The 25,692-nt window shown below is 29.7% G+C and carries 23 protein-coding genes and 1 pseudogene; 15 read left to right on the top strand and 9 right to left on the bottom strand.

Translation table 11 applies throughout. The annotated features are described in order from the left end of the window. The first annotated feature begins 67 nt into the window (after positions 1 to 67). From VJY32_RS05450 to VJY32_RS05440, 3 genes are read left to right on the top strand one after another with little or no spacing between them, the layout of a single operon-like run. The gene (locus tag VJY32_RS05450; protein ID WP_353676884.1) at positions 68 to 601 is read left to right on the top strand and encodes a hypothetical protein; all 534 of its coding nucleotides are present in this window, start codon (positions 68 to 70) and stop codon (positions 599 to 601) included. Next, positions 601 to 1,239 (top strand): hypothetical protein, encoded by a 639-nt coding sequence (locus VJY32_RS05445; RefSeq protein ID WP_353676883.1) that lies wholly within the window; start codon positions 601 to 603, stop codon positions 1,237 to 1,239. The genes VJY32_RS05450 and VJY32_RS05445 overlap by 1 nt, the downstream gene beginning before the upstream one ends. 10 nt (positions 1,240 to 1,249) lie before the next feature. Beyond that, positions 1,250 to 2,494 (top strand): DUF4900 domain-containing protein, encoded by a 1,245-nt coding sequence (locus VJY32_RS05440; RefSeq protein ID WP_353676882.1) that lies wholly within the window; start codon positions 1,250 to 1,252, stop codon positions 2,492 to 2,494. 4 nt (positions 2,495 to 2,498) lie between these two features. Here the strand turns inward: VJY32_RS05440 and VJY32_RS05435 are convergent, their stop codons facing one another. Continuing rightward, complete coding sequence (locus tag VJY32_RS05435; RefSeq protein ID WP_353676881.1) at positions 2,499 to 3,428, bottom strand: TIGR01777 family oxidoreductase; 930 nt, start codon at positions 3,426 to 3,428, stop codon at positions 2,499 to 2,501. Positions 3,429 to 3,500: 72 nt separating this feature from the next. On the opposite strand from VJY32_RS05435, the gene VJY32_RS05430 reads away from it, so the two are divergent. The 7 genes from VJY32_RS05430 (at position 3,501) to VJY32_RS05400 (ending at position 13,347) form a co-directional block, all read left to right on the top strand. Continuing rightward, a complete protein-coding gene (locus VJY32_RS05430) occupies positions 3,501 to 5,921 on the top strand; it encodes a DUF5686 and carboxypeptidase-like regulatory domain-containing protein (protein WP_353676880.1) in 2,421 nt (806 codons plus the stop codon). A 215-nt stretch (positions 5,922 to 6,136) separates the two neighbouring features. Then, positions 6,137 to 7,012 (top strand): DMT family transporter, encoded by an 876-nt coding sequence (locus tag VJY32_RS05425; RefSeq protein ID WP_353676879.1) that lies wholly within the window; start codon positions 6,137 to 6,139, stop codon positions 7,010 to 7,012. An 83-nt stretch (positions 7,013 to 7,095) separates the two neighbouring features. Next, entirely contained in the window at positions 7,096 to 7,620 is a 525-nt protein-coding gene (locus tag VJY32_RS05420) for an ORF6N domain-containing protein (RefSeq protein WP_353676878.1), read from the top strand. Positions 7,621 to 7,958: 338 nt separating this feature from the next. Continuing rightward, positions 7,959 to 9,686: an amidohydrolase gene (locus VJY32_RS05415; protein ID WP_353676877.1), complete on the top strand. Its 1,728-nt coding sequence runs from the start codon at positions 7,959 to 7,961 to the stop codon at positions 9,684 to 9,686. 29 nt (positions 9,687 to 9,715) lie between these two features. Continuing rightward, a complete protein-coding gene (locus tag VJY32_RS05410; RefSeq protein ID WP_353676876.1) occupies positions 9,716 to 11,101 on the top strand; it encodes a M28 family peptidase in 1,386 nt (461 codons plus the stop codon). A gap of 149 nt (positions 11,102 to 11,250) precedes the next feature. After that, positions 11,251 to 12,093, top strand: a complete 843-nt coding sequence (locus VJY32_RS05405) for a DUF2911 domain-containing protein (protein ID WP_353676875.1) — start codon at positions 11,251 to 11,253, stop codon at positions 12,091 to 12,093. Positions 12,094 to 12,129: 36 nt separating this feature from the next. After that, the gene (locus VJY32_RS05400) at positions 12,130 to 13,347 is read left to right on the top strand and encodes a 4-hydroxy-3-methylbut-2-enyl diphosphate reductase (RefSeq protein ID WP_353676874.1); all 1,218 of its coding nucleotides are present in this window, start codon (positions 12,130 to 12,132) and stop codon (positions 13,345 to 13,347) included. Positions 13,348 to 13,493: 146 nt separating this feature from the next. Here VJY32_RS05400 and dgt read toward each other — a convergent pair whose 3' ends face one another. Next, positions 13,494 to 14,762, bottom strand: a complete 1,269-nt coding sequence (gene dgt / locus VJY32_RS05395; RefSeq protein WP_353676873.1) for a dGTP triphosphohydrolase — start codon at positions 14,760 to 14,762, stop codon at positions 13,494 to 13,496. 46 nt (positions 14,763 to 14,808) lie between these two features. Between dgt and VJY32_RS05390 the strand changes: the two genes are divergently transcribed. Further along, positions 14,809 to 15,723, top strand: a complete 915-nt coding sequence (locus tag VJY32_RS05390; RefSeq protein ID WP_353676872.1) for a cation diffusion facilitator family transporter — start codon at positions 14,809 to 14,811, stop codon at positions 15,721 to 15,723. Here the strand turns inward: VJY32_RS05390 and VJY32_RS05385 are convergent. From VJY32_RS05385 to VJY32_RS05370, 4 genes are all read right to left on the bottom strand, one after another. Next, positions 15,720 to 16,163: a SufE family protein gene (locus tag VJY32_RS05385; protein WP_353676871.1), complete on the bottom strand. Its 444-nt coding sequence runs from the start codon at positions 16,161 to 16,163 to the stop codon at positions 15,720 to 15,722. The genes VJY32_RS05390 and VJY32_RS05385 overlap by 4 nt on opposite strands. A gap of 365 nt (positions 16,164 to 16,528) precedes the next feature. Beyond that, positions 16,529 to 17,398, bottom strand: coding sequence for a formyltetrahydrofolate deformylase (gene purU / locus VJY32_RS05380; protein WP_434968527.1), 870 nt, complete (start codon positions 17,396 to 17,398; stop codon positions 16,529 to 16,531). Positions 17,399 to 17,410: 12 nt separating this feature from the next. Beyond that, positions 17,411 to 18,421, bottom strand: coding sequence for a DUF4922 domain-containing protein (locus VJY32_RS05375; protein ID WP_353676869.1), 1,011 nt, complete (start codon positions 18,419 to 18,421; stop codon positions 17,411 to 17,413). Next, positions 18,411 to 19,907: a glycosyltransferase family 2 protein gene (locus VJY32_RS05370; RefSeq protein ID WP_353676868.1), complete on the bottom strand. Its 1,497-nt coding sequence runs from the start codon at positions 19,905 to 19,907 to the stop codon at positions 18,411 to 18,413. Before VJY32_RS05370 ends, VJY32_RS05375 begins: the two co-directional genes overlap by 11 nt. A gap of 780 nt (positions 19,908 to 20,687) precedes the next feature. On the opposite strand from VJY32_RS05370, the pseudogene VJY32_RS05365 reads away from it, so the two are divergent. Then, a pseudogene (locus tag VJY32_RS05365) lies at positions 20,688 to 20,993 on the top strand (septal ring lytic transglycosylase RlpA family protein); the annotation flags it as partial. Between the two features lie 360 nt (positions 20,994 to 21,353). Here VJY32_RS05365 and VJY32_RS05360 read toward each other — a convergent pair. From VJY32_RS05360 to VJY32_RS05350, 3 genes are all read right to left on the bottom strand, one after another. Further along, positions 21,354 to 22,778, bottom strand: a complete 1,425-nt coding sequence (locus VJY32_RS05360) for an ATP-binding protein (protein ID WP_353676867.1) — start codon at positions 22,776 to 22,778, stop codon at positions 21,354 to 21,356. Between the two features lie 8 nt (positions 22,779 to 22,786). Then, positions 22,787 to 23,458: a response regulator gene (locus VJY32_RS05355; RefSeq protein WP_353676866.1), complete on the bottom strand. Its 672-nt coding sequence runs from the start codon at positions 23,456 to 23,458 to the stop codon at positions 22,787 to 22,789. Positions 23,459 to 23,537: 79 nt separating this feature from the next. Then, positions 23,538 to 23,828, bottom strand: coding sequence for a hypothetical protein (locus VJY32_RS05350; protein ID WP_353676865.1), 291 nt, complete (start codon positions 23,826 to 23,828; stop codon positions 23,538 to 23,540). A gap of 279 nt (positions 23,829 to 24,107) precedes the next feature. Here VJY32_RS05350 and VJY32_RS05345 point away from each other — a divergent pair, with 279 nt between their 5' ends. The 3 genes from VJY32_RS05345 to VJY32_RS05335 all read left to right on the top strand — a co-directional run bounded on the left by VJY32_RS05345 (position 24,108) and on the right by VJY32_RS05335 (position 25,686). Then, positions 24,108 to 24,590 (top strand): DUF4402 domain-containing protein, encoded by a 483-nt coding sequence (locus VJY32_RS05345; RefSeq protein WP_353676864.1) that lies wholly within the window; start codon positions 24,108 to 24,110, stop codon positions 24,588 to 24,590. A 107-nt stretch (positions 24,591 to 24,697) separates the two neighbouring features. After that, positions 24,698 to 25,204, top strand: a complete 507-nt coding sequence (locus VJY32_RS05340) for a DUF4402 domain-containing protein (RefSeq protein ID WP_353676863.1) — start codon at positions 24,698 to 24,700, stop codon at positions 25,202 to 25,204. A 5-nt stretch (positions 25,205 to 25,209) separates the two neighbouring features. Beyond that, complete coding sequence (locus VJY32_RS05335; protein WP_353676862.1) at positions 25,210 to 25,686, top strand: hypothetical protein; 477 nt, start codon at positions 25,210 to 25,212, stop codon at positions 25,684 to 25,686. Positions 25,687 to 25,692 lie beyond the last annotated feature (6 nt).

Genomic DNA, 25,692 nt, shown 5'->3' with positions numbered 1-25,692 from the left:
GCATAATATTTGTATAGCAATAATAGTGTATTTTATTTAATTTTTATATGAGTCAATAGGTGTTGTTATGAATACTGGTCAAATGTTATTAACGATTGGAGCAATATTTCTTTTAAGCACAGTCATACTTACTGTAAACAGAGGATTTTTAACTACTAATACAACAATGATTACAAATCGTTATGGAATTATGGCAACTTCATTAGCCACATCAATGATTGAGAGAGCAATAAGTAAAGCCTTTGATGAAAATACAGATACTACTGAAGTATCAAATGTAAGTCAATTAACTCTGCCACAGAATTTAGGTCTTGATACTGGTGAATCCAGAAATGACCCGAATTTATTAGATGACTTTGACGATTATAATTGTTACAGGAATGTTGCTCATATCGATTCAATACAAATTGACCCGTTAGATCCATCGAAAAAACTTTATTTTAATACATACTGTAGAGTCGATTATGTTAGCGATAGCAATCCTAATAATGTTAGTGCGGTTAGAACATGGCATAAAAAATTACAGGTTATTGTAACAAGTTCTGCAATGGAAGATACAATCAGAATGACAACAATTTATAGTTACTGGAATTTTAAATAATGGGATTTAGTACATTATTAGACATACTTGGTTCAACAATTATTGGTGGTTTGCTGCTGATGATTTTGCTCAGAATGAATGATACAGCGGTGGAGAATAATTATTTATTCAGTGGTGAAAGAATTGTTCAGCAAAATCTTGTTGATCTCGTGCAAATTATTGAATATGATTTTAGAAAGATTGGTTATTGTGCTAATTGGACGAGAATACCTGACCCAGCTAAAGCAATATTAAGTGCAACAGATACAAGTATTACATTTTTAACAGATGTTGCTATAAGCCAATCAAATTTAGAAGGTGATGGAAATCCAGATACATTGAAATATTTTTTAGGAAGTAAATCAGAATTAAATTCAACTCCAAATCCAAACGATAGAATTTTATACAGAGTCGTAAATAATCAACCAGTAAAAGGTTCAAATCTTGGGGTGACACAATTTAAGTTGACTTATTATGACGCTATGGGAGACACAATAAAACCAAGTGAAATACCTTCGCAGCCTCCTTTAGGCATTTGCACAATTCAAATAGATGTAGCTGTAGAAAATCCTGCCGCATATGGTAATGATTATTCTGCTGAAAGAAAAGTAATCTGGCGGCAAATTCGATTAGCAGCAAGAAATTTAAAGACAAGGTAAAGGAGAATTTATGGGAGGTAAAGGTGCATTGCTTTTAGTTCTCGGGTTCAGTTTAATTTTTATGGTAGCGGGAAGGAACTTTAATAATATGGCAACTAGTACGATAGAGAATTTTTCTAGCTATTATTACTCGTCTAAAGCGCATAGTTATGCTGCTGCAGGTGTAAATATTGTTGCTAATAAATTATTCTTAAATAATTCAATGGGGGATAACACTTTCAATTACAGGTTATATGATACTCCAAATGATTTTGGTGATATTCAGGTTACACTTACTACATTAGATGCTTTTAGAAAAATTAGGCAAATTGTATCAACTGCAAATTATGGAGGAACTACATACACAATAAAAGTTTTATTTCAACCAAGTTCTTTTGCAAAATATGCATATTTCTCTGATTCTGAAGGCTCTACAATATGGTGGACTACTCGAGATACTGTATGGGGACCTTTCCATACAAATGGACAGCTAAGAGTTGCAGATGAACCTGTTTTTTATGGAAAAGTAACCATAGACGGGAGCGTTGTTAAATACAGCAATTCGGCAAAACCAAAATTTTATGGTGGACTGGAAACAGGAGTTCATCAGGATATTCCGCTAAATGGGGTCTCAAATGTTGCTAATGCAGCTTCCGCAGGAGGAAAAGTAATAACAGGTAAAAATCTTGTTTACATGGAATTTCGAGGGGATAGTATTCGTTATCGATATAGTCCCACAGGTTCTTGGACATATGTTCTTGCTTCTACTTTTGCACCTAATGGTGTAATATATATTGATAATGCAGAAGTTCACATAAAAGGAACGGTCAAGGGACAATATACAATTGCTGCATCAGGTACAGGTGGTAACCGTGGCAAAATATACTTGGATGATAATATTGTATGCTATAACAATCCGCAAATTGACCCCAATTCAACTGATATGATTGGAATTGTTGCAGAAAGAGATGTTGTTGTTACAGATAATACGCCGAATCGTTCAGATATTGTTATTCAAGCAGCAATTTATGCTCAGCGTGGTTCATTTACTGCTGAAAATTATAACACCAGACCACCAAGTGGAAACATTTACTTATACGGCGGTATTACACAATACATGAGAGGTCCAGTAGGTCAATTTCAGGAATCGCATGGTGTAATAACAATTGTAAATGGATTTAGTAAAAGATACCGTTATGATAGCAGGTTTATGCTTGGAAGTCCGCCAGCATTTCCAGGCACAGGTAATCTCGAAATTGTTTCATGGTTTGAATAATTTTTTATGTAATGAAATTATTACTCTTCAACAAATTTATTAATGCTTTCTCAATATCATCATATTTGAATTGATAACCATATTCAATTGTTAATTTAGGATAAACTTTAGCTCCTTCCAGTAATACATTTGCTGCTTCACCTAAGATAATTTTTAATAATATTACTGGTATTCTAAAAAAGCATGGTTTCTTAAGAACTTTTGCAAGAATTTTCGAAAATTCTTTTTGTGTTATCAGATTGGGAGATACTGCATTTAATATTCCATTTATTCTATTATTTAATGCAAATAAGAAAATCCCTGCTGCATCATCAATATGAATCCATGGAAACCATTGGTTTCCATTTCCTAAAGTTCCACCTAAGAATAATTTGAATTGATTAACTAATTTTGGCAGAGCTCCGCCATTCATTGAAAGAACAGTTCCCAATCTTATGTTTACTACTCGGACATTATATTTTTCAAGAACTTTTGATTCGCTTTCCCAGTCATTTACAAGATTTGCTAAAAAACCATTTCCTTTTTCAGAGTATTCATTAACCTCTTCGTTTCTGTTCCCATAATAACCAACAGCAGAAGCTGAAATAAAAGATTCGGGTTTATTGCTAATTTCCTTTACTGCATTTACTAAAGAACGTGTAGTAATTATTCTGCTATTATAAATTCTTTGTTTTGTTTTTTTATTCCAGCGATTTGATATTATTGATTCACCCGCAAGATTTATAATTGCATCGGAACCTTCAAGAAAATTTTTCCATTCAGAAGACTTTTCATAATCCCAGAGAACATATTCAGATGCATTTTTAATTATTTCTTTTGCAATTTCTGGCCTTCTTGAAAAGATAATTACATAATTGTTATTTTCAATCAAAATTTCGGAAATCTTTCTTCCTATTAATCCCGTTGCTCCTGTTATTATAATTTTTCTTTGCATAACTTTATAAAAGAAATAATTAATTTTCTTTTTTTGTAATATACTTACTTTACAACAAAAGCAGAAGGTTTTATGTTAAAAGTGGCTGTAAATTTTTTTGTAATATTTTTTCTTCTGTTTAATGTTATAATCTATTCTCAGTTATTCTCAATTAAAGGAATTGTTAAAGATAAACTAACAAATGAAAAATTAAGTTATGCTAATGTTCGTGTAAGTGGAACTGCAACTGGAACTGCAGCAAATTCAGAAGGTGAGTTCGAGTTAAAATTGAGCCATGGAAATTATACTTTAATTGTTTCTTATATTGGTTATAAATCAGACACAGTTAAAATAAATTTAATAGAACATAAAAATGTTAAAATATTATTGGAGCCTATTTCCATTAAATTATCTGAAATAACTGTGTTACCTAAAATTAATCCTGCCAATAATTTGATAAAGGAAGCAATCAGATTAAAAAGAGAAAGAGAACAAAAATTAAATTCCTGTATTTTCAATGCTTATACAAAGTTTTTGATTAAAACCACAAAAGATATTATTGCGAGCGATAGAAGCGTTGGTGTTTCATTGGGTGAAAAAGACACAGGCAAGCTAAAAATTACAGGTATTATTGAAAACGAAAGTAGAGGGTATTTTAAAAAAACTAATCGTTATAAAGAAGAAATCATTGCCAGAAAACAAGCAGCTAATCTGCCGCCTTCAGTAAATATTTTAACAGGCGGAAGATTACTACAAAATTTTTATTCGAATGATATTAGATTTTACAACAGGCAGCTGTTAAGTCCACTCGCAGATGATGCGCTTGAATTCTATTATTATTTAATTAAAGATACTCTTGCAATTGATAATCATAAAGTCTACAAAATATATTTTGAACCGATTGATAGTACTAATCCCGGATTTTATGGAGATATTTATTTGATTGATAGTTTATATTCTCCCATTAAAATTGATGTATTTTTAAATGATGCTGCCAATGCCACCAAGCTTTTTGATAAAATAAATATCTTACAACAATTTTCCACTTTCGAAAATCAAATTTCTATGCCAATTGATTACAGACTATTTGTAGAAGGAAATCTATTGGGACTTCTTAAATTTGGTTTTGAGATTAATTCTATATTTTATGATTATCAGTTCAATACTGAAATTGATGACAAAATTTTTGACATGGCTATTATAAAAGTTCTTTCAGATGCTGACAAAAAAGATTCCTCTTACTGGAAAACAATTCAAACAATTCCGAACACGGAAGAAGAAATTGCTGCATACAAAAGAATCGATAGTCTTGAACATATTCCTCGAAGTTTCTGGGATAATAATTCTATCTTTAATAACAGATGGTATTTTTCTGATAATTATTCAATAACAGCGCCTCTAGGTGTTTATAGTTTCAATAGGGTTACAGGTCATCAACTAAACTTTGGATTCTATATTGATGAAGAACTTGATAAAAGATTTAATTCATATTTCGAAATTGGTTATGGTTTTTCTGACAAAAATTTTAAAACAGATTTATCAATTAAATATTTATTGGGAGAATATCGGACTGGAGAAATATCATTGAACATTTATAACAAGCTTGCTGATTTATTCGGTGAAAATATTTCTTACAGTAAATTCACCTCCACATTTTTAAGCCTTTTTAATAAATATGATTTTAGAGATTATTATTACACTAAAGGCTGGGAGTTAAAAGTATTTAAAGAGATTTTTCCTGTGCTAGGCCTGGGATTTGGATTTATTAACAGAACAGACAACAACGCATTCAATAATTCTGATTTTTCTTTTTTCTTTAAATCAAGAAGATACAGAGAGAACAAATTAATCTACGAGAACAAAATAAATGCTATTACCGCTCGGATTTTAATAGATATAAGAAGTTATATTGAAAATGGCTATACACGTCAAAGAGTAAACAGAAGAGAAATATTTTCTAAATTTAATGGCAATGTGATAATAAGCAGCAAATCATTATTGAAAAGTCAGAGTGAATTCAAACTTTATCAGATTAATTTGTTTGGGAATATCCGTTCATTTAAATCAACATCTTTTTTATATAACATAGAAAATATTTTTTCAGAAGGAGCAGTACCTTTTCAAATGATGTATGCTCTTTCAGGTAATATCGATAATCTTGGAAAATATTTAACATTTCGAACAATAAGATTGGGAGAGATATTTGGAGATAGCGGATTTATCCTGAACACACAATACAATTTTAATGATGAAATTTTCAGAATGCTGAAAATTCCACTGCTAAAGGATTCTCAATTAACATTGTCCTGCCATTTTAATGCTGCATTAATCAACATTTCAGAAAAAAGTAAAAATATTTTAATGCACTCATACAAAGAATTCAAGCATCCATTTTATGAACTGGGATTTGGAATTGGTCATATTCTTTTCCCCTTATCAATCGAATTTACATGGAAGTTAAATTATAGAGATAATAATAATTTTGTTTTTGGTGTAAATGCTATTTTATTTTAATTGAAAATCATTTTTAATTTTTGTAGGACGTATAATTATTGCTTGCAGAAAAATTTCTATTTAGTTCTCCATCTTTTAATCCTCATATAATAAAAGTAATACAAAGCCTAATTAAATTATTTATCAAAATTAACATTATCGCGCAATCTTGTTTTTTATTTTTATACTTTGCTTTTTTACAGATTATTAAAATTATTTTTAGATTTTATTAAAACATGAACTCGAACACTTATAAAACTGCTCTAAAACCATTAACGTCTGTTGTAATATGGGGCGGGTCTTTTATAGCCACAAAATTTTTGTTAGAATACCTCGAACCGCTTCTAATAGTTTTAGTAAGACAGATTCTTGCAGTTTTATTTTTAACAATAATTGCTCTTAAACAAAAGAAAAGTTTTGCAATTAATCTTCATGACCATACTTATATTTTTATACTCGCACTAATTGCTGCATTTCATCTATGGATTCAGTTAAATGGATTAAAACATACAACCGCATCAAATACAGGCTGGATAATTGGTATTACCCCAGTTTTTATGACAATGCTTGGAATAATTTTCTTCAAAGAGAAAATAACATTTACTCAGTTGATTGGCATCTTTATTTCTTTTGTTGGATTAATTTTGTTGATTAGCAAAGGAGATATATCATCAATCGACTTTATTTCGAACAAGGGAGATTTTCTAATTCTTGCAAGTTCATTTACTTGGAGTATTTATTCTTTTGTTAATAAAAAAATTTCTGTTCATTACTCCGCATTGATGACAATTCTTTATCTATTTTTAATGATGTCTATAATACTTTTGCCTTTTACAATTAATTCGAAAAATATTGATTCACTTTTTCATCTTTCTATGTCGGGCTGGTATGCATTAATCTTTTTAGGGATTTTCTGTTCGGGTTTAGCTTATGTACTTTGGGCACAAGCAATGAGTGAGATGGAATCTTCAAAGGTGGGCGCCTTCCTTTACATTGAACCTTTTGTTACTGTATTTACTGCATGGATTTTTCTAAAAGAAGAAATTACTTTTCTTACAATGTTTAGCGGAATAATTATTATTATAGGAGTAATTCTTGTAAACAGAAAATAACTAAACCATATTTTAGTTACATAAAAAAGCAGGGGGCATGAATTATTTCCTTTATTAAAAATTTATAGAGGGAGTAATTGAAAATGAAAAAGAAAATCTCAAATGAATCACTAATTCCGATTGAAAGTGTAATCAGTAAAATTCTCGTCATCCGAAATCAAAAAGTAATTCTGGATAGAGACCTTGCAGTTTTATACGGAGTAGAGACACGCGCATTAAAGCAGGCTGTTCGAAGAAACATTAAAAGATTTCCAGAAGATTTTATGTTTATACTTACACAAAAAGAAATAGACCTTATGGTATCACATTTTGTGATACCATCTAAAAGATATTTTGGTGGGGCAAAACCTATGGCTTTTACAGAACAAGGAGTAGCAATGCTTTCATCTGTGTTGAAAAGTGAAAGAGCAATTGAAGTAAACATTTTAATAATGCGTGCATTTGTTAAACTAAGAGAAATAATTTCTTCTCATAAAAAAGTTGAAGAGAAGTTAAAAGAACTTGAAAGCAAACTTAAAGAACACGATGAACAGATAATACAGATCATTCAGGTTATTAATCAATTAATTTCCCCTGCTGAGCATTCAAAAAGAAAAATTGGGTTTTAGTTGACTGAATTTTTATAAGAAACTTCTGCAAAATTGTTCATTTTTTTGTGAACTGTATAAAAAATAATTTTTCAATTTTAAACCTGCTCTACGTACAAATTACTTTGGGATGCAGGTCTGTTAAGTCTGTGTTGCCTGCCTGTGCAGGCAGGCCAGTGTTCTATTTTATATGAAGATTTACTTTTAATATAGCTCATATAGAATTTCAAAGTTTTAGTTAAAAGGATAAATTCTTCGTCGCTTCGCTATTCAGAATGACTTTTATTCGGTATTTTAGAAGTTACCAGGTTAATATTTTATTTAACAATATCAAAAAATGATTTAACATGAGATTAAAAATGAAACCAAAAAAATTTATCTTGCTTCTGATAATTATCATTCTACCGTTTTTATTAATTAAATGCATGAAAAAAGATATGAATAATGCTGCAGATTTAGTTTTACTCAATGGCAATGTTGTAACTATGGATGATTCAAATATGTATGCAGAAGCAGTCGCAATTAAAGGAAATAAAATTTTATCTGTCGGTTCCGCAGAAGAAGTTGAAAAGTTAATTGGAGATTCAACGGAAGTAATAGATTTAGATGGAAAGTTTGTAATGCCGGGTTTTATTGAAAGTCATGCTCATTTAATTGGCTTAGGTGAATCATTAGTAAATATTGATTTGAAAAATGCAAGAAATTGGGATGATATAATAAAACTAATTGCAGATGCAGCAAAGAATACTAAGCCCGGCGAATGGATAATTGGCAGAGGCTGGCATCAAGAAAAATTTAATTCTAAACCGCAACCCAATGTAAATGGTTATCCTGTTCATGATAAATTGAGCGAAGTAACACCGAATAATCCAGTAATTTTATTTCATGCAAGTGGTCATGCAATTTTTGCTAATGCGAAAGCAATGCAGATTGCCCATGTTGACAAGAATACAAAAAATCCAAATGGCGGAACCATTGTTCGTGATAAACTTGGTAATCCAGTCGGTGTTTTTGAAGAAAATGCTGAACAGTTAATTACAAAATTTTATGAAGAGTATCTTGAGAAAAGAACTGCAGAACAAATTTATTCTGATTATAAAAGAAAAATTCAATTAGCTGTAGATGAATGCATAAAAAAAGGAGTAACATCTTTTCATGATGCAGGAGAGACTTTTGAAATTATTGAAATTATCAAACAACTCGTTGATTCATCTAAAATTCCAATTCGGCTTTATGTTATGATAAATGAACCTGTTCATAAATTACAAGATTATATATTGAAAGATTATAAATTAACTGGCTATGGAAATAATCATCTGACAGTTCGGTCAATAAAACAATATATTGATGGAGCTCTTGGTTCTCGTGGAGCCTGGCTGCTCGAACCGTATTCAGATTTGCCAAATCATTTTGGTTCTAATGTTACTCCAATTCAAGATTTAGAAAAAATTTGTGAACTTGCAATCAAAAATGATTTTCAAATGTGTATTCATGCTATTGGGGATAAGGGTAATCGAGAAGTTCTAAATCTATACGAAAAGATATTTAAAAAATTTCCTGATAAAAAAGATTTGCGCTGGAGAATTGAACATGCACAGCATTTATCTTCTCAAGATATTAATCGATTTTCTAAATTAGGAATTATTGCTGCAATGCAAGGCATACACTGCACTTCCGATGCTGCTTTTGTTATCGAAAGATTAGGTGAAAAAAGAGCAAGAGAAGGAGCCTATGCATGGAAAAAATTAATTGATAACGGTACAATAATCTGTAATGGAACCGATGCACCTGTAGAAGATGTAGACCCAATAAAAAATTTTTATACAACAGTTACAAGAAAAACTTCAATTGGTTCTTATTTCTATCCAGAGCAAAAAATGACGAGACTCGAAGCACTGAAATCATATACAATCAATGGCGCATATGCTTCATTCCAGGAAAATCTAATTGGTTCTATTTCAATTGGTAAACTTGCAGATATTGTAGTTCTTTCAAACGATTTGTTAAATTGTAGCGATGAAGAAATTCTATCGACTAAAGTTTTATATACAATTGTTGACGGGAAAATTTTATACAGAACAAAATAAACTCTGAAAAATTTCAAGGGGATAAAATCATGAAATTTTTTATCAAATTAATTTTTGTCATTATTATTTATTTTTCTTTAATCCAGTTGAATAATGCTCAAACAATAATTCAAAATCGTGATCAAAAAGTTTATGAAATGATAAATGAAATTTCTTCTCAAAATTTAGAAAAATATGTAAGAACTTTAGTTGGATTTAAAACTCGTCATTCATTAAGCACACAAAGCAGTGATAATGTAGGCATTGGTGCTGCAGCTAAGTGGATTAAATCTCAATTCGATGAATTTGCAAAATATTCTAATGGGAGATTATTAACAGAAATTGACTATTTTACAGTTGAACCAGATGGCAGAAGAATTGATAGAAAAGTTAATTTAATGAATGTAATGGCAATTTTGAAAGGAACTGATACAAATGATAATCGAGTTTTAATTGTTGGTGCTCACTTCGATTCAAGAGCAGAAAATGTTATGGACAGCACTATTGATGCACCAGGAGCCAATGATGATTTATCAGGTGTCGCTGCAGTTATGGAATTAGCAAGAGTTATGTCTAAAAGAGAATTTCCTGTTTCAATTATATTTGTTGCATTTTCTGGAGAAGAACAGGGACTCTTAGGTTCAACACATCTTGCAAAAAAAATAAAAGAAAATAAATTAAGTATGTTGAATAACTGTAATTTAATTGCTATGCTCAATAATGATATGATTGGAAATACTTTTTCTAATGAAACATTTTTAAATGATAATGTAAATGTTCGTGTATTTAGTGAAAATATTCCTGTTAACGAATCAAAAGAAGAAGAAAGTTTAAGAAAATTGACTGGTTCTGAATATGATGGTAAATCAAGACAGCTTGCAAGATACATCAAAGAAATTGGTGAAAGATATGTTGACCAGATAAATGTAAAATTAATTTTTAGAAGCGATAGATTTTTAAGAGGCGGAGACCATACCCCATTTAATCGTCTTGGTTATGCAGCTGTTCGATTTTGTGAAATGAATGAAAATTATGACCATCAACATCAAAATGTGAGAATTGAAAATGGCAAACAATATGGTGATTTACCAGAATTTATCGATTTCGAATATGTTCGTAAAATTACTGCTGTTAATTGTGCAGTGCTTGCTAATTTAGCTTTAGCACCTGCATCACCTGAAAATGTTTTTATTGATGTAAGAGAGTTAACAAATAAAACCAGTCTTCGATGGTCATCTCCTTCAATAGGCAAAAATCCTTCAGGCTATTATGTCTTAGTGAGAGAAACATTTCAACCATACTGGGAGAAAAAAATTTTTGTAAAAAATACAAGTGTTGTTCTGCCATATTCAAAAGATAATTATTTTTTTGCTGTTCAATCTGTTGATGAAGAAGGACACGAAAGTTTGCCTGTATTTCCTATTCCACAAAGATGAGAATATTTTATAAAAATATAACGAGTTTTTATTAGATATTAATTATTATTTTTAAGTGAAAAGTTTTAGAACTAATAATTACTCATAATCGTTTTATTTGTAAGCTCTTATCAACAAGAACAAATAGCAGAAAATTTACGAGGTGTAAAATGAAGAAAAATTTATTGTTTACATTTTTTTTATTGATTACAATGACATTATTTGCCCAGATTGATTTACCGCGGTTGAGTCCTAAAGCTTCTGTTTCACAAATTATTGGATACACAACAATCACCATTGAATATTCACGTCCAGGAGTTAAAGGAAGAAAAATCTGGGGGAGTCTTGTCCCTTATAATAAAGTGTGGCGAACAGGCGCCAATGAATCAACTCGAATTCAATTTACCAGTGATGTAATTATTGAAGGAAATAAAATTCCTGCGGGTATTTATTCTTTATATACGATTCCTGATGAAAATGAATGGACAGTAATAATTAACAAAGCTTTGACATGGGGTTCGAATTATTATCCTGAGGAAGACATTTTACGATTTAAAGTGAAACCACAAAAAGGACCATTTACTGAGAGACTTTTATTTACTATCCCGGAATTAACTGATTCTTCATGTTATATTTTTATGAACTGGGAAAACATTCAGATTTCATTTAAAGTAGAAGTTAATCTTACGGAACAAGTTTATAAAAAAATAAAGGATGCATTAAGTAATGTTAAAGAAGATCAGTGGCAAATTTATGTAGTCGCAGCAAACTATGCCGCTGAAAATGAAGTATTTATGGACGAAGCATTTCAATGGATTGATAAAGCCCTTACAATCTCGAAGAACTATAATTGCTATCTCGTAAAGGCAAAACTATTTTTTAAAAAGAAAAATTATCAGGAAGCATTGAAAACAATAGAAAGATGCAGAGAAGCAGGCAGAAATGATGAAGATTATCAAAATCGAATTTATGAAATTGATTTGTTAGAAAAACAAATTAAAGAGAAGTTGTAATGAGCAGTCGAATCAGTTAAAATATTTTGATATCGTATGAAAAAGTTTGATATTCCTAAATATTACAGAAGTCCTGTAATAACAAGATTAAAAGAAATCAGAAAAAAAGTAGACAGACTAAAAAAAGATTTTTCTCCCGCACATCTAAATTTTGGTCCTGTAGAATTTTTAATTGCACGGCATTTTGGATTTTGCTATGGTGTAGAAAATGCAATTGAAATTGCATATAGAATTGTGGAAGAAAATCCTCACAGAAGAATTTTTCTTTTGAGTGAGATGATACATAATCCTCATGTTAATGAAGATTTGCGCAAGCGTGGTATTCAATTCATAATGGATAATTATGGGAACCATTTCATTGAATGGGATGAAATTAATTCTGATGATATTGTTATAATCCCTGCTTTTGGAACTACAATTGAAATCGAAAATCTTCTTAAAGAAAAAGGTATTGATATAGTAAGCTATAATACAACCTGTCCTTTCGTAGAAAAAGTATGGAATCGTGCTGAGGTTCTTGGTAAACAGAATTATACTATTGTAATTCATGGTAAGGCAAAACATGAAGAAACAAGAGCAACTTTTTCACATACAATACAGAATTCTCCTTCTGTAATAATTAGAGATATCGAAGAAGCAAAATTTTTATCAGATGTAATTTTAGGGTCTATACCCGAACAAGAATTTTATTCTTTCTTCGAAGGGAAATATTCTGCTAATTTTAATGTAGAGAAAGATTTAATTCGGATTGGAGTTGTAAATCAAACTACAATGCTTGCGGGTGAAACTCAAGCTATAGCCGATTTATTAAAAGCAACAATGATAAAAAAATATGGAGAAGAAAATATAAAAGAACATTTTGCTGATACAAGGGATACTTTATGTTATGCAACAAATGACAATCAAACTGCTACAATTGCATTGACAAAAGAAGAAGCTGATTTTGCAATTGTTGTTGGTGGATACAATAGTTCAAACACATCTCATCTTGCAGAACTGCTTGAACAAAAGTTTAAGACATATTTCATTTCTGATGCATCAAAAATATTATCCCACAATAGAATTTATCATTACGATATTCATCTCAAAAAAGAAATTGTAACAGATAATTTTATTCCACAAAAAGAAAAAGTAAAAATTGCGATTACAAGCGGTGCTTCTTGTCCTGATGCTATTGTAGATGAAGTGTTGAATAAGTTGCTGTCTTTTTTTGAAGGAACAGAAAGTTTAGAAAATGTTTTGTCTACTTTATAGTTTTCTGTGAATTTATATTAAAAAAATATCCCTCATGCATCTACTTAAGTCAACATTGTTCGAAAACGATATAATAATTTCAATCATTATGAGCTTTATTGAATACTGAGAGGATAAACTCATTTATGGTGCAATTGTAGTTCATACTAAGCTAAATCAGCAAGAGAACTGTAATCCGGGTCAAATAATCTTCTGTAAATTCTCATTGCATAAGAATCTGTAGCTCCGGAAATATAGTCGCATACAAGTCGTGCGCGAACATTTTTACTTTTTTGCTGACGAATTAATTTATCATTAAAATCTGGCAATAATTTTATCGGATTAACATTATTGATATAATTTTCTTCGAGAAGCTTAAATATCTTTTCAATCATATTATTGCCTTTAAATTCAATTTGATGAAGAGAAGAAGAACGAAAAACTAAATCGACAGAAATTTGTTTGTATAATTTTGCTTTTTGAACAATTTCTTCGGGAATTTTTAGAATATACTTGTAACGATTTGTAAGTGAATCCATAAAAGTTTTTCTTTCTTTTAATTTGCATGAACGAACAAATTCACCAATTTGTGCACCAAAATTTCTTTTGTAATTTCCATCTTTTATCCATTTTATCATTTCTTCAATTATTGAATTTTGGTGGTCGTTGGTATTATTTGTCGATTGCCATTTTGATAATTTTTCAATAGTAATAAATCCTCCTGAAATACTGTCCACAATATCATTAATTGCATAAGCAGTATCATCTGCCCAGTCCATTATCTGACATTCAATGCTTTGAAAATTATTAAGCTTATCAGGCTTGGATAAATCTTTAGGTATTTTATTTCCGTTGAATACAAATTCAATATACTTTTTTTGTTCATCATAAATAAAATGATTTTCAGGATTTTTGAACATAGAAAATAAAGCTTTGTATTTAAGTATTCCATCAATAAAAGCTCTTGTTGGATTCATTCCGCGATATTGTTCATTTTCACGATAGAAAATTTCTGTAACAAGTCTTAAAGTTTGTGCATTGCCTTCAAATCCGCCGTACTTCATCATTAATTGATTTAATACCCGTTCGCCAGCATGACCGAATGGAGGATGACCTAAATCGTGAGCCAGACAAATTGCTTCAACTAAATCAGGGTCGATATAATATTCCTCATTTAAAAATTCTTTTTGAGAAGACAATAAAAAGTTGCATATAGACCTACCAATTTGAGCAACTTCAATTGAGTGAGTCAAACGAGTTCTATAAAAATCATACTCGCCTGGCAGAAAAACCTGAGTCTTTCCTTGCAGTCTTCTAAATTCCGATGAATGAATTATTCTATCTCTATCAATTTGAAAAGGTGTGCGGTAATCATTGGAACGTTCACTCTTTTTTATGCGTTCTATATCGTAGTCAGTATAAAATTTGTTTTTCATTTTCACTATTCTAAATTTTGTAATGACAAATTAAGAAAAAATAAAATTGGCACATAATCATTCACATACTAACGGAGAAATATTTTCTTCTACAAAAGGGAGATTAATATTTACAATTTTTTTAAATCTTGTAATAACAATTGCAGAAATTATAGGTGGAATAATTTCCGGCAGTTTATCACTCATATCCGATGCACTTCACAATTTTTCTGATAGCATTTCAATTGTAATCAGTTATATTGCTCTTAAACTAAAACTTAAAAGTAATTCACTCAAACATACTTTCGGATTAAAAAGAGCAGAAATTTTAGCAGCAGTTATAAATTCATCAGCATTAATAGTGATATGTGTATATCTTTTTTATGAAGCTATAGAAAGATTTTTGAATCCTGAAATTATTGATGCAAAAGTAATGAGTATTGTTGCATTGATTGGTTTAATTGCTAACTTGATAGCAGCTGTTCTTTTAAGACGAGATTCAAAAAAAAGTTTAAATATTCGTTCTGCCTACATGCATCTTATCAGCGATACTATTTCTTCTGTGGCTGTTATTTTAGGTGGAATTGCAATTTATTTTTGGAATATTTACTGGTTAGATTCTGCATTAACTGTTTTAATTGGATTATATATAATTCGTGAAAGTTATTTCATACTGCAGGAAGCAATTCATGTATTAATGGAGGGAGCTCCATTGAATATTTCAATTGAAGAAATTCAAATAGAAGTAGAAAAGTTTAGTGAAGTTCAGAATATTCATCATATTCATATGTGGATGGTGGGAGAAAATGATGTGCATCTTGAAGCTCATGTTAATGTTAATGATATGACAATAAGCCAGTGTGATGTATTAAGAAAAAATATTGAAAAGTCTCTTCAATCAAAATTTGGAATAAATCACATAACACTACAGTTTGAATGTAATCAATGTCCTGAATCTGGTTTAATTGAACAACATATTTAATTATTTATATTGATATTCTTAGCTGCAAGAGTTTTGAAAGCAAGTGCATACATTTGAATTTGCTTCATCATTGCAGCCAACCCATTTTTGCGTGTTGGGGATAGATGTTTATCTATTCCAATTTTTGATAGGAAATCAGGTGGATTTGATAAAATTTCTTCGGGGGTATGGCCAGAATAAACCTCTAGTAAAATTGCAATCAACCCTTTAACAATTGCAGCATCGCTGTCTGCTTCAAAAAATATTTTCCCATCTTCAAATTTTGCTTTTATCCATACCTGAGATTGGCAACCTTCTAACTTGTATTTATCAGTTTTATATTGCTCGTCAATGGGCTTTAATCTTCTGCCGAGTTCAATCACATATTTATATCTGTCTTCCCATTCGGTAAATTGTTCAAAATCTTTTATCAATTTTTCTTGTTTTTCTTTTATAGTCATTTCTAAAAATTACTTATTGATTGTAATTCAATTAAAGCTTCTTTAATAAAATGCTTTTAATTATAATACTAAAAGGAAAAATATTATGAAGCAATATAAATAATTATCTCTAATAATTTTGATAACTTATAAATTTTATGCAGTATTCTATTTAAATAATAATTTGACATTTTACAGGGTTCAATATTTGATTTATTAAAAGTGCAGACAAAAACCATATAGACCATTAAGAAAAATATTAAAGTATCAGTACGCGTTTTAGAATCATTAATAATTAAAATTACTACACATTTATTAGAATAAAAGCAGGGGAAATAGTATTACAAAAAGCGATCAAAAATAAAATGATATTGATTGCAAAATTCTCATTGAAATATGATTGTCTTTTTTCCGTATTTAAGTACTCTATTGCTAACATGTAAATTCAGAGCTCGTGCAAGGACCAATCTTTCCAGGTCTTTACCTTTTCGAATTAAATCATTGAGAGAATCTTTATGGGTAATTCGTATAACATCTTGTTCAATAATAGGGCCTTCGTCGAGTTCTTCTGTTACATAATGACTTGTAGCTCCAATTAATTTAACTCCTCTTTCGTATGCTTTTTTGTATGGATTAGCTCCAACAAAAGCCGGTAAAAAAGAATGGTGTATATTTATAATGTTATTTGGATACTTTTCTATAAAAATTGGAGACAATATTTGCATGTATCTTGCAAGAACAATAGTGTCAATTTTATTTTCTTCAAGTAATTCTATTTCTTTTAATTCCTGTTCTGCTTTGTTCTCTTTTGTAATCGGAAAATAATAAAACGGAATACCATAACTCTTTGCTATATCTTCAAGCACTGTGTGGTTAGAAATAATTAAAATTATTTCCGCATCAAGTTCTTTATTCTTGTAACGCCATAAAATTTCTTGCAGACAATGGTCATACTTAGAAACGAAGATAGCAACTCTATGTTTGTTATAGCTGTATTTTATTTCCCATTTTGCATTTATTTCATCAGCAAGAATATGAAATTCTTTTTCAAATTGTTCACTTGAAATATTTAGTTCACTTAAATCCCATTCTACTCTAATAAAAAACATTTTTTCCTCAGGGTCAACATGTTCATCGAGGTCAACAATATTTCCACCTCTTTGAAAAATAAATTGTGATATACGAGCCACAAGCCCTTTCTGGTCACTGCATGATAAGATTAATGTTGCTGTATTCTTTTCCAATTTGTTCTCCATTTTATAAGTATATTAACTTTTATAAACATCACTTAATTTTTTCTTTAAATATTCAAAATATTCTTTTGTAAAAGTAACCTGCTTGTAAATATCAATTATATCTTCTTTATTAATTTTATTGAAATCTTCTTCTCTTACTGTAATTAAAATGCCTCCAAGGTCAACTGCTGCTGGGCTTATTAATAATTTTTTGCTTCCTTCAAGAAAATATTGTTTGGGTCTGTGATTTAATCTTGGAAAGATAAATAATCTCCACTTTTCATCTTGATAAGAAGAAATTAAATTAATCATGGGTTCTTCTTTTGGTACGGAAATTTTTTTAATTGCATTAAAAAACACTTTAAATGCATAAAGCAGTTCACCTTTATTCTTAGATTCGAACGAAATAAATTTTCTTAAGTAATTTTCGAAGAAAAATATTTTTATCTTTTCATTTTCAAGGCAGATAGAATTTCTTTTAATTAATTCGTTATCTTTTTCCAACGGGATTATGTTTTTTTCGATAGCTTGAAAATGCATATGGTCAGGAGCTGATGCACCACACTTTGGTCCATTATAAATAATAGTAAAATCATGACTCAAATCTTCTGTTAAATCAAGCAAATCATGAAAGTGGCTTATAATTGTTTGAGGTGTATGCTTTTTCTTTGTAATTGTTAAATGTTTGTTGAAAATTGGATAAGGATTAAGCAGAATGACAAAGTGTTTGTTGTAAACAATACCATTTTGTTCTTCTGGCAAATTCTCTATACACAAAAAACATTTTCTCTTTAGAATTGCCTCTGAACTGACATCAGCTGCTGTTGATTTTATTCTTACTGGATTATATTGGACTATGACTTTGAATTTTATTGATGTAATTGAATCATCAAATTCAAATTCTCTTACTTTTATATTTTTTAGATTATCATAATTATTTTTAAGCAATTCCCAGTTTAATTTTTGTTCTTCGAACAATTGTAAAATTCTTGTTGACCAGAATTCCTTTGATTGATTCTTTGGAATTTTTTCTTCAATTATCATTGCTTCTGTTTTGATTTATCCTAATAAGAATTTCTTTCGAACGTAATAAATCTTTATAAAAATTGTTTTCGTTAATTTTTTGAACACCTAAAGAAGAATCAGTATTCCCTTCCCATCTTCTGCAAATATAAATTGGTTCATAAATTCTTGAGATTTTATAATCACGAGATATTGTGATACCAAGATAATAATCTTCGCCGTAGCTTACATTTGGAATTTCAATATTTCTTAAAACAGGTGTAAAAAAAGCTCTTGGTGCACCAAGTCCGTTTATTCTTAATGCATTGTTGGGACCATTTTCATTTGTCCATTCTCTGTGGTCTATAATTCCTGGTGGAATTTCATTAAGGTTGAAGTCAGTTAACAAATATGAACCAATTACCATTGCAGATTTTTCTTCATAAAATTTGTTAACAATTTTCTGTAAAGTTGATTCATCTTTATATAAATCATCGCTGTCAAGTTGAACGGAAAATTTTCCACACCTGGGATGATGAACAGCTAAATTCCAACAACCTCCAATAAGCAAATCTTTTCTTTCCGGAATTATATGAATTAGATTTTCATAATTTGCTGAAAGTTCTTTCAGTATTTCTGTTGTTCCATCAGTTGAGAAATTATCCACAACAATTATATTGAATTTAAAATTGGTTTTTTGATTTAGTGCAGATTCAACAGCCGTTGAAATAGTTTTAGCTCTGTTTTTTACTGGAATAATTACTGAAGCTTCATAATCGAATTTTTCTAAATTCAGTGCAATCTCTTTGAAAGGTGGTTTTATGAATGCTCCAATTGATTTAAGATGTTCCGTAGCTGCATTTTCCATCTCAATTTGAACAGAACGATTTTTGGGGTCAACATAAGTAAATTGTTTTTCATAATTCAATTGAGCAGAATATTTTTCAATTGAGTATAAAAATTCTTTTATGTGATGAATATTTTTAACAGAGTAATCTTGAGAATTAATTTTTTCTTCTTCTGTAATTTTTAATCGTAAGTCATAAAAACCTGCATAGTTATAGTATTCTTTTGCCAATTGAACAGCTCTTTTGAAAGATGGAGTATTTATCATTAAAATGTATCCAAAATCAAAATCATCACGAATGCTACCAATTTGATAATCAATTAATGGATGCTCTAATTTTTTATTGTTTATAATTTCATAATAATCTGAATAAATAATTTTAGAATTTTTTTTAATTGCTGCAGCAAGAAATTTTTCAACTGTGAGTCTTTCAAAAAAAATATTTTGCTCATTAAATAAAAAAAGAATGTATTCAGATTTTATCTTATCACTTAATAATTTTAAAGTTGAGGTTTGGTATACATTGTTCTCATTTATTATTTGAACATTCGGGAAAGAATTATTAGACACATCTTTGCCAAGTAAAAAAATCTCGTCGATTAAATCTGAATTTTGCAATTCAGTTATAAGATTTTTTGTAGTTTCGTTAGTTGATGAAATTACAGCAGTGATTTTATTCATTGAGTTCTCATCAAAATTGAATCAAAAATTATAAAAAACGATTATCACTTTAAATTGGTTACTAAAAATGTAATAACAAACTATTGAAACTCTATTAGACTAAAATAAAAATTGATTAAAGTAGCTTTTATTTAAATTTGTCGCATGCTTTTATCATAGGTTTATTATTTCTATATTTGTGCCGCAAAATGAGTAAGAAAATAGTAACATACAGTATTATTGGTTCTTTACTGATTTTTACGGGTATCAAATCAGCAAGCAATCAATTTAATCAATTCAAAGAGAACCATACATCAAAAATTGAAAAGATTCACACATACAATCACATAATTTTAATTGATGATAAAATAAGTTTCAATTCAATTCTTAATTATAATCAACATAGTGAAACCTTCTTTTTTAATATATTCAATCACAATTACCCAAATTTTCTTTTAGAGCAAATCTCTCAAAAGTCTAATCTGTTGAGAAGATTTACTTATAAAAAGAATTCAAACCGAACCATAACAGGGTTCATATCAAATCTGAAAATATAGCAAATTAAAATTTCCACCTGAATTTTCTCTTTATTCTTGAAGGTATGTTAAACAAAAAGCGAGGTATTTATTGCGTGTAATAAAATTAATTCTAATGGTATTAATAATTGTAATAACAGTTGGAGTTATAAATTTTGGTGATTCAACTGCAAGAGAAACAAGCATTTTAGATAGAGTAAGAATAAGCAAAGATTCAAGTCCAGAAATTGTTCCCGTAAATTTCAATGAGCTTGGAATAATGAAAGCATCCTGGTATGGTCCAGGGTTTCACGGGAAGATGACAGCTAATGGAGAGATTTATAATCAAATGGCTCTTACAGCTGCTCATAAGGAGCTGCCGTTTGGTACATATCTTAGAATAACAAATTTAAAAAACGGTAAAAGTGTAATTGTTAGAATAAATGATAGAGGCCCTTATATAGACGGAAGAGATTTAGATTTATCAAAAGGAACTGCACTTGCACTTGGAATGATGAAAAGCGGAGTAATAAAAGTAAAAGTAGAAGAAATTGTTGTTAATGATATTAGTCCAATAACAATTTTGAATTAATTTGAATAACTATAAGAATAACCACACGAAATAATTTACAGAAGTTGGGATTAAAGCCGACTTTTTTAAATATATTTTGACAGTAATATTATCAAAGTGGAATTTTTATATAATTGGTTAAATAATTTGTTTTTATAAATCTAGTATTCTTAAAAATTCTATTTGCCAAAGATTATTTTTATTTATAAAAAAATCCTTCTTATACTCAGGTATCTAAACGTATTTAAAACTTGTAAAGTGCATAAGAAGACGTATTCTTCAATTTGAAATGTCATAAGTTATGAAATGAGAAAACAGTGAAATGCAAAATCGTTTATTTTGATGTTACAAAGATTTTAAAGTGCTGCTTTAAAATTTATTTCATCTTAGTGGTAATTCTGTAATAAATTCAATATAGTTTGGAAATTTTTCAGCTTTAACTTCGCCCGAATGTAAATTTACAATTGATTTAACAACTGATAATCCAAGACCTACTCCGCCCGTTCTCCTTGTTCGGGATGAATCAACCCTATAGAAACGATCAAAAATTTTTTCTATGGCTTTCTGAGAAATATCATCACACCAATTTTTTACAGTGATATTAAATTTATCATTACCTATTTTTTTTGAAGATATAATTACTGAATATCCATCTGTGCCATATTTAATTGCATTATCAATAAGATTCGTAACAGCTTGTTTAATCAAATCTGGGTCGAAGTATGCAGAAAAGTCTTCATTTATTTCAAGTTTAAGTTCAGTATTTTTTTCATTAGCTAAAACAGATGCATTTTTTATTATGGTGTTTAGAAATTCTTTTACATTTACTTCAATCTTATTAAGCTGTATTAAATTGTTTTCACTCTTCGATATAAAAAACAAATTATCTACAATTTTTATTAAACGCAGAGTTTCTTCATAATTGCTCTTAAGTATTTCTATATACTCAGCTGGAGATTTTTCAGATTTAAGTGCTATTTCAATTTCACCTCTTAAAATTGTAAGCGGGGTTTTTAATTCATGAGCTGCGGAAATAGAAAACTGATTCATGTAATCAATCGAAGTTTTAATCCTTTGAATCATCTCATTCATCTTTTTAACCAATCTTCCAAATTCATCATTATGTTCTTCGCCGGGAATGATTTCGCTGAGATTATGTGCGGTTATTTCTTCTGTTTTTTTAATGATTTTATCAATTCTTGATAAAGATCTTTGGGAAATAAGAGCTCCTCCAAGTAATGAAATTAAAAAGAATGCAGGAGCTATAATTATGTATATGTCAGTCAAGCTGTTTATTGTTTGAAAAATATGTTCTTTTGGATAAGCAACAATTACTTTATAATTGCCATCATTAATTTGAATAGCTCTTATCTCATCTTTTGATATTCTTGGATCAGTAAAATCAAAAGTTTTCGCATAAGACTTAATTTGAGGAAACTCCAACTTGACTTTAACAAGATTTGCAGATTGATAAATTACTTTTGAGCCAGAAGATATTTGGATATAAGTATTTCGTTCATTAAAAACTACTACATCATAAATTATATCCCAAATTAAATCTTCTTCGCTTGCATAAATATCACTTGGTTGAAATGTTTCAAGGTCAATATGTTTTGATTTTAGGATATGTAGAATAGCATTAGCTTGTGCTGAAAGAGAAAGGTCAAGTCTTTTGATTGAATTTGTATAAAGGTAATAATAAATAATTATACCGAGGATAATTTCGAGAATCAAAAAGAGAAGTGCATACCAGATTGTCATCTTAAATCGTGTAGATAAAACATATGCTTTTATTCTGTTCTTCATAAATTTTTTCAATCTTCTTTAATTATATAACCCACACCTCGAATTGTATGAATTAACTTTTTATCGAACCCCTGGTCAATTTTGTTGCGAAGTTTATTGATATAAACATCAATTACATTTGTATTGGTATCGAAGTGATAATCATAAACATGTTCAATTAATTTAGTTCGGGATACAATTTTGTTTTTATTTCTGATAAGATATTCAAGAATAGAAAATTCTTTTGGAGTTAAAATTATCTCTTTTTCATTTCTATAAACAGTATGAGTAATCAAGTCTAATTTAAGGTCTGCTGCAGAAAGAATATTTGATGTTAACTTTTCTCCACGTCTTAATAATGCGCGAACCCTCGCTGTTAATTCTTCAAATGCAAATGGTTTTGTTAAATAATCATCAGCACCTGCATCCAAACCTTCAACTTTATCATTTACAGAATCTTTTACTGTAAGCAATAAAATTGGTGTAATAATTTTTCTTTTTCTTAATTCTTTGGTTAAAGTTATCCCATCTATGAAAGGAATCATTATATCTAAAATTATAAGGTCATATTCTTCTGTTGAGGCAAGATCCAGTCCCTCTTTCCCGTTATATGCAACATCAACAGTAAAGAATTCTTCTTCTAAACCTTTTTTAATAAAAGAAGCTACTTTTCTTTCGTCTTCTACAACTAAGATTCTCATGGCTTAAATTTATTAAAAAGGAGAGTAATAAACTCTCCTTAGATAATTTTCCCTTAAAAAAATTATATAGAAAAGAAAACTATTGCTTCTTTTCTTCTTTAGGTTTAGCTGTCTCTGTTTTCTTATGCATTTTTTTATGAGTCTTTTCAGCTTTTATTGTATCCTTTTTTAATTCTTTTTTGGTTTCGGATACAGGTTTAGGCTTCTCTGCTTTTTGTTCGGCAGGAGTTGTAGTAGATACTTTTGTTTCTACTTTGTGAGTTTTAGCTTTTTCAGCATTCTTTTCTTGTGTTTGTGCAAAAACACTGCTGCTTAAAAATACAACAGCAACCAATACTGCAAGGATTGATGAGAAGATTTTTGATTTCATGATTTTACTCCTTTTGTTGTTAAACAAATTGTTGTGAATATTTTAATTGACAGATGAAACATATTAGATAAGGATTAATTCTACCTTAAAGAAAGATTAAAATTTTTTAATGAACTATAAATAAACAAATGGATAATTATGCATAAGTATTAAAAAAATTAAACTGCCCTCTAAACATTATTTACAATAATACGATAATTAACCAGAATCGTTTATCAATTTACACAGAGGATTGGTAAACGATATTAATTAAATGTTAAATTCACAGAGAGGTGCAACATGAGAAAGCTAGTAATAGCACTAGCAATACTACCATTCTACTTTATAGCTGCAACAAGCTATGCACAAAGTGCAAATGTTCCGGTCACTGCCAATATTCTTGCTGCATTATCAATTCAACATATCAGTGGTGACTTGAACTTTGGGAACATTGTTGTAACAGGCAACCCTCAAACACCACAAAAAACCCCCGAAAATGGAGCCGTATTTGAAGTAACTGGTAATAATAGCACACCAATAACAGTTACATTTACTAATGTTACTCTCAACAATAGTGGTTCCGGTAGTATGACATTTACACCAAGTGTTGAACATACTACTGCAAATACTTATAGCGGTGCTTCAGCAGTTAGCAGTGGTGGGTCGATTACACTTACAAGTGGTGGAAAAGCATGGTTATGGGTTGGTGGTTCTTTAGCAGTAGCTGCTAATCAAGAACCCGGCTCTTATTCGGGTACTTTTACAATTTCCGTGGCCTATTAAATAAGGGGGTTGCCAAAATTTGAAGACACTGCCAGATAAAGGGCGGTGTCTTCAACATTTTGTTCTTTTGTTGCTATTTGCATCTTTATTAATTATAATAAAGATGTATGAATAAAACTATACATATATTTTTATTACTGACATCACTATGCTTTGCACAGTCAGGAAGTGCAAATGCATCAGTTACTGCTAATGTAATGACACCAATTACTATAATTACAACTGGAAGTATAGATTTTGGTGATGTTATAGTTATGCCAAATCCTTATCAGGTGACGAAGTCACCCGACAGTGGGAGTAGACACGAAGTACAAGGAAATCCAAATAGTAGTGTAACAATATCATTTAACTCGGTTACTCTTGATAACTTTAGCTGGGTAGCACAAAATGGAGGAACTACTGGTACAATGACTTTTATTCCGGAAGTTAAACATACAGGAACTAATCCAAATTATGTTAATCCGTCTCCTGTAACAAGTGGCGGAGTTTATCAATTGACAGATGTAAGTGGAATTGGTAAACTTTATTTATGGGTAGGCGGTTCTATAACTGTAAATGCTAATCAACCAGTAGGTTATTACACAGGGGTATTTGTAATTAATGTTTCTTATTAGTAAAGATGAACTTAAAGTTACTGCATAGTAAATATTTATTTTTGATATTTCTTTATCTTTTAATGAATGAAAGATTATCAGCCCAGTTAATAGTCAGTAAACTCAACGATTTATCTTTCGGTACTGTATTTAAAGGTTATTCTTCATCTGTAAATCATATTGATATTAATGCAGCAAAGTTTTATTTCAATACAGGAAATCTGCAGAATGTAAATATACTTGTTCAATTTGTATTACCTCAGTATTTAACAAATAATGTTAATAATCTTCCTATTACATTCAGCACACAACAATCGGCATGGTCTAATAAAGATTTAACTACAGGAAGAACAAATTTTAACCCATACCAGCCATTAACATTTAATAGGCTAAAAAAGAACACCAGTATTTATATATGGATAGGGGCAACAATAAGTATCCCAACATCTATTGCAAGTGGATTATATAATGGGACTATAATTATGAATGTCGAAAGAATATAATGTTAA

The sequence above is a fragment of the Rosettibacter primus genome, assembly GCF_036860675.1.
Taxonomy (GTDB): Bacteria; Bacteroidota; Ignavibacteria; order Ignavibacteriales; family Melioribacteraceae; genus Rosettibacter; species Rosettibacter primus.
Note: the sequence above shows the minus strand (reverse complement) of the source record. Positions and strands in the feature narration are given on the sequence as shown.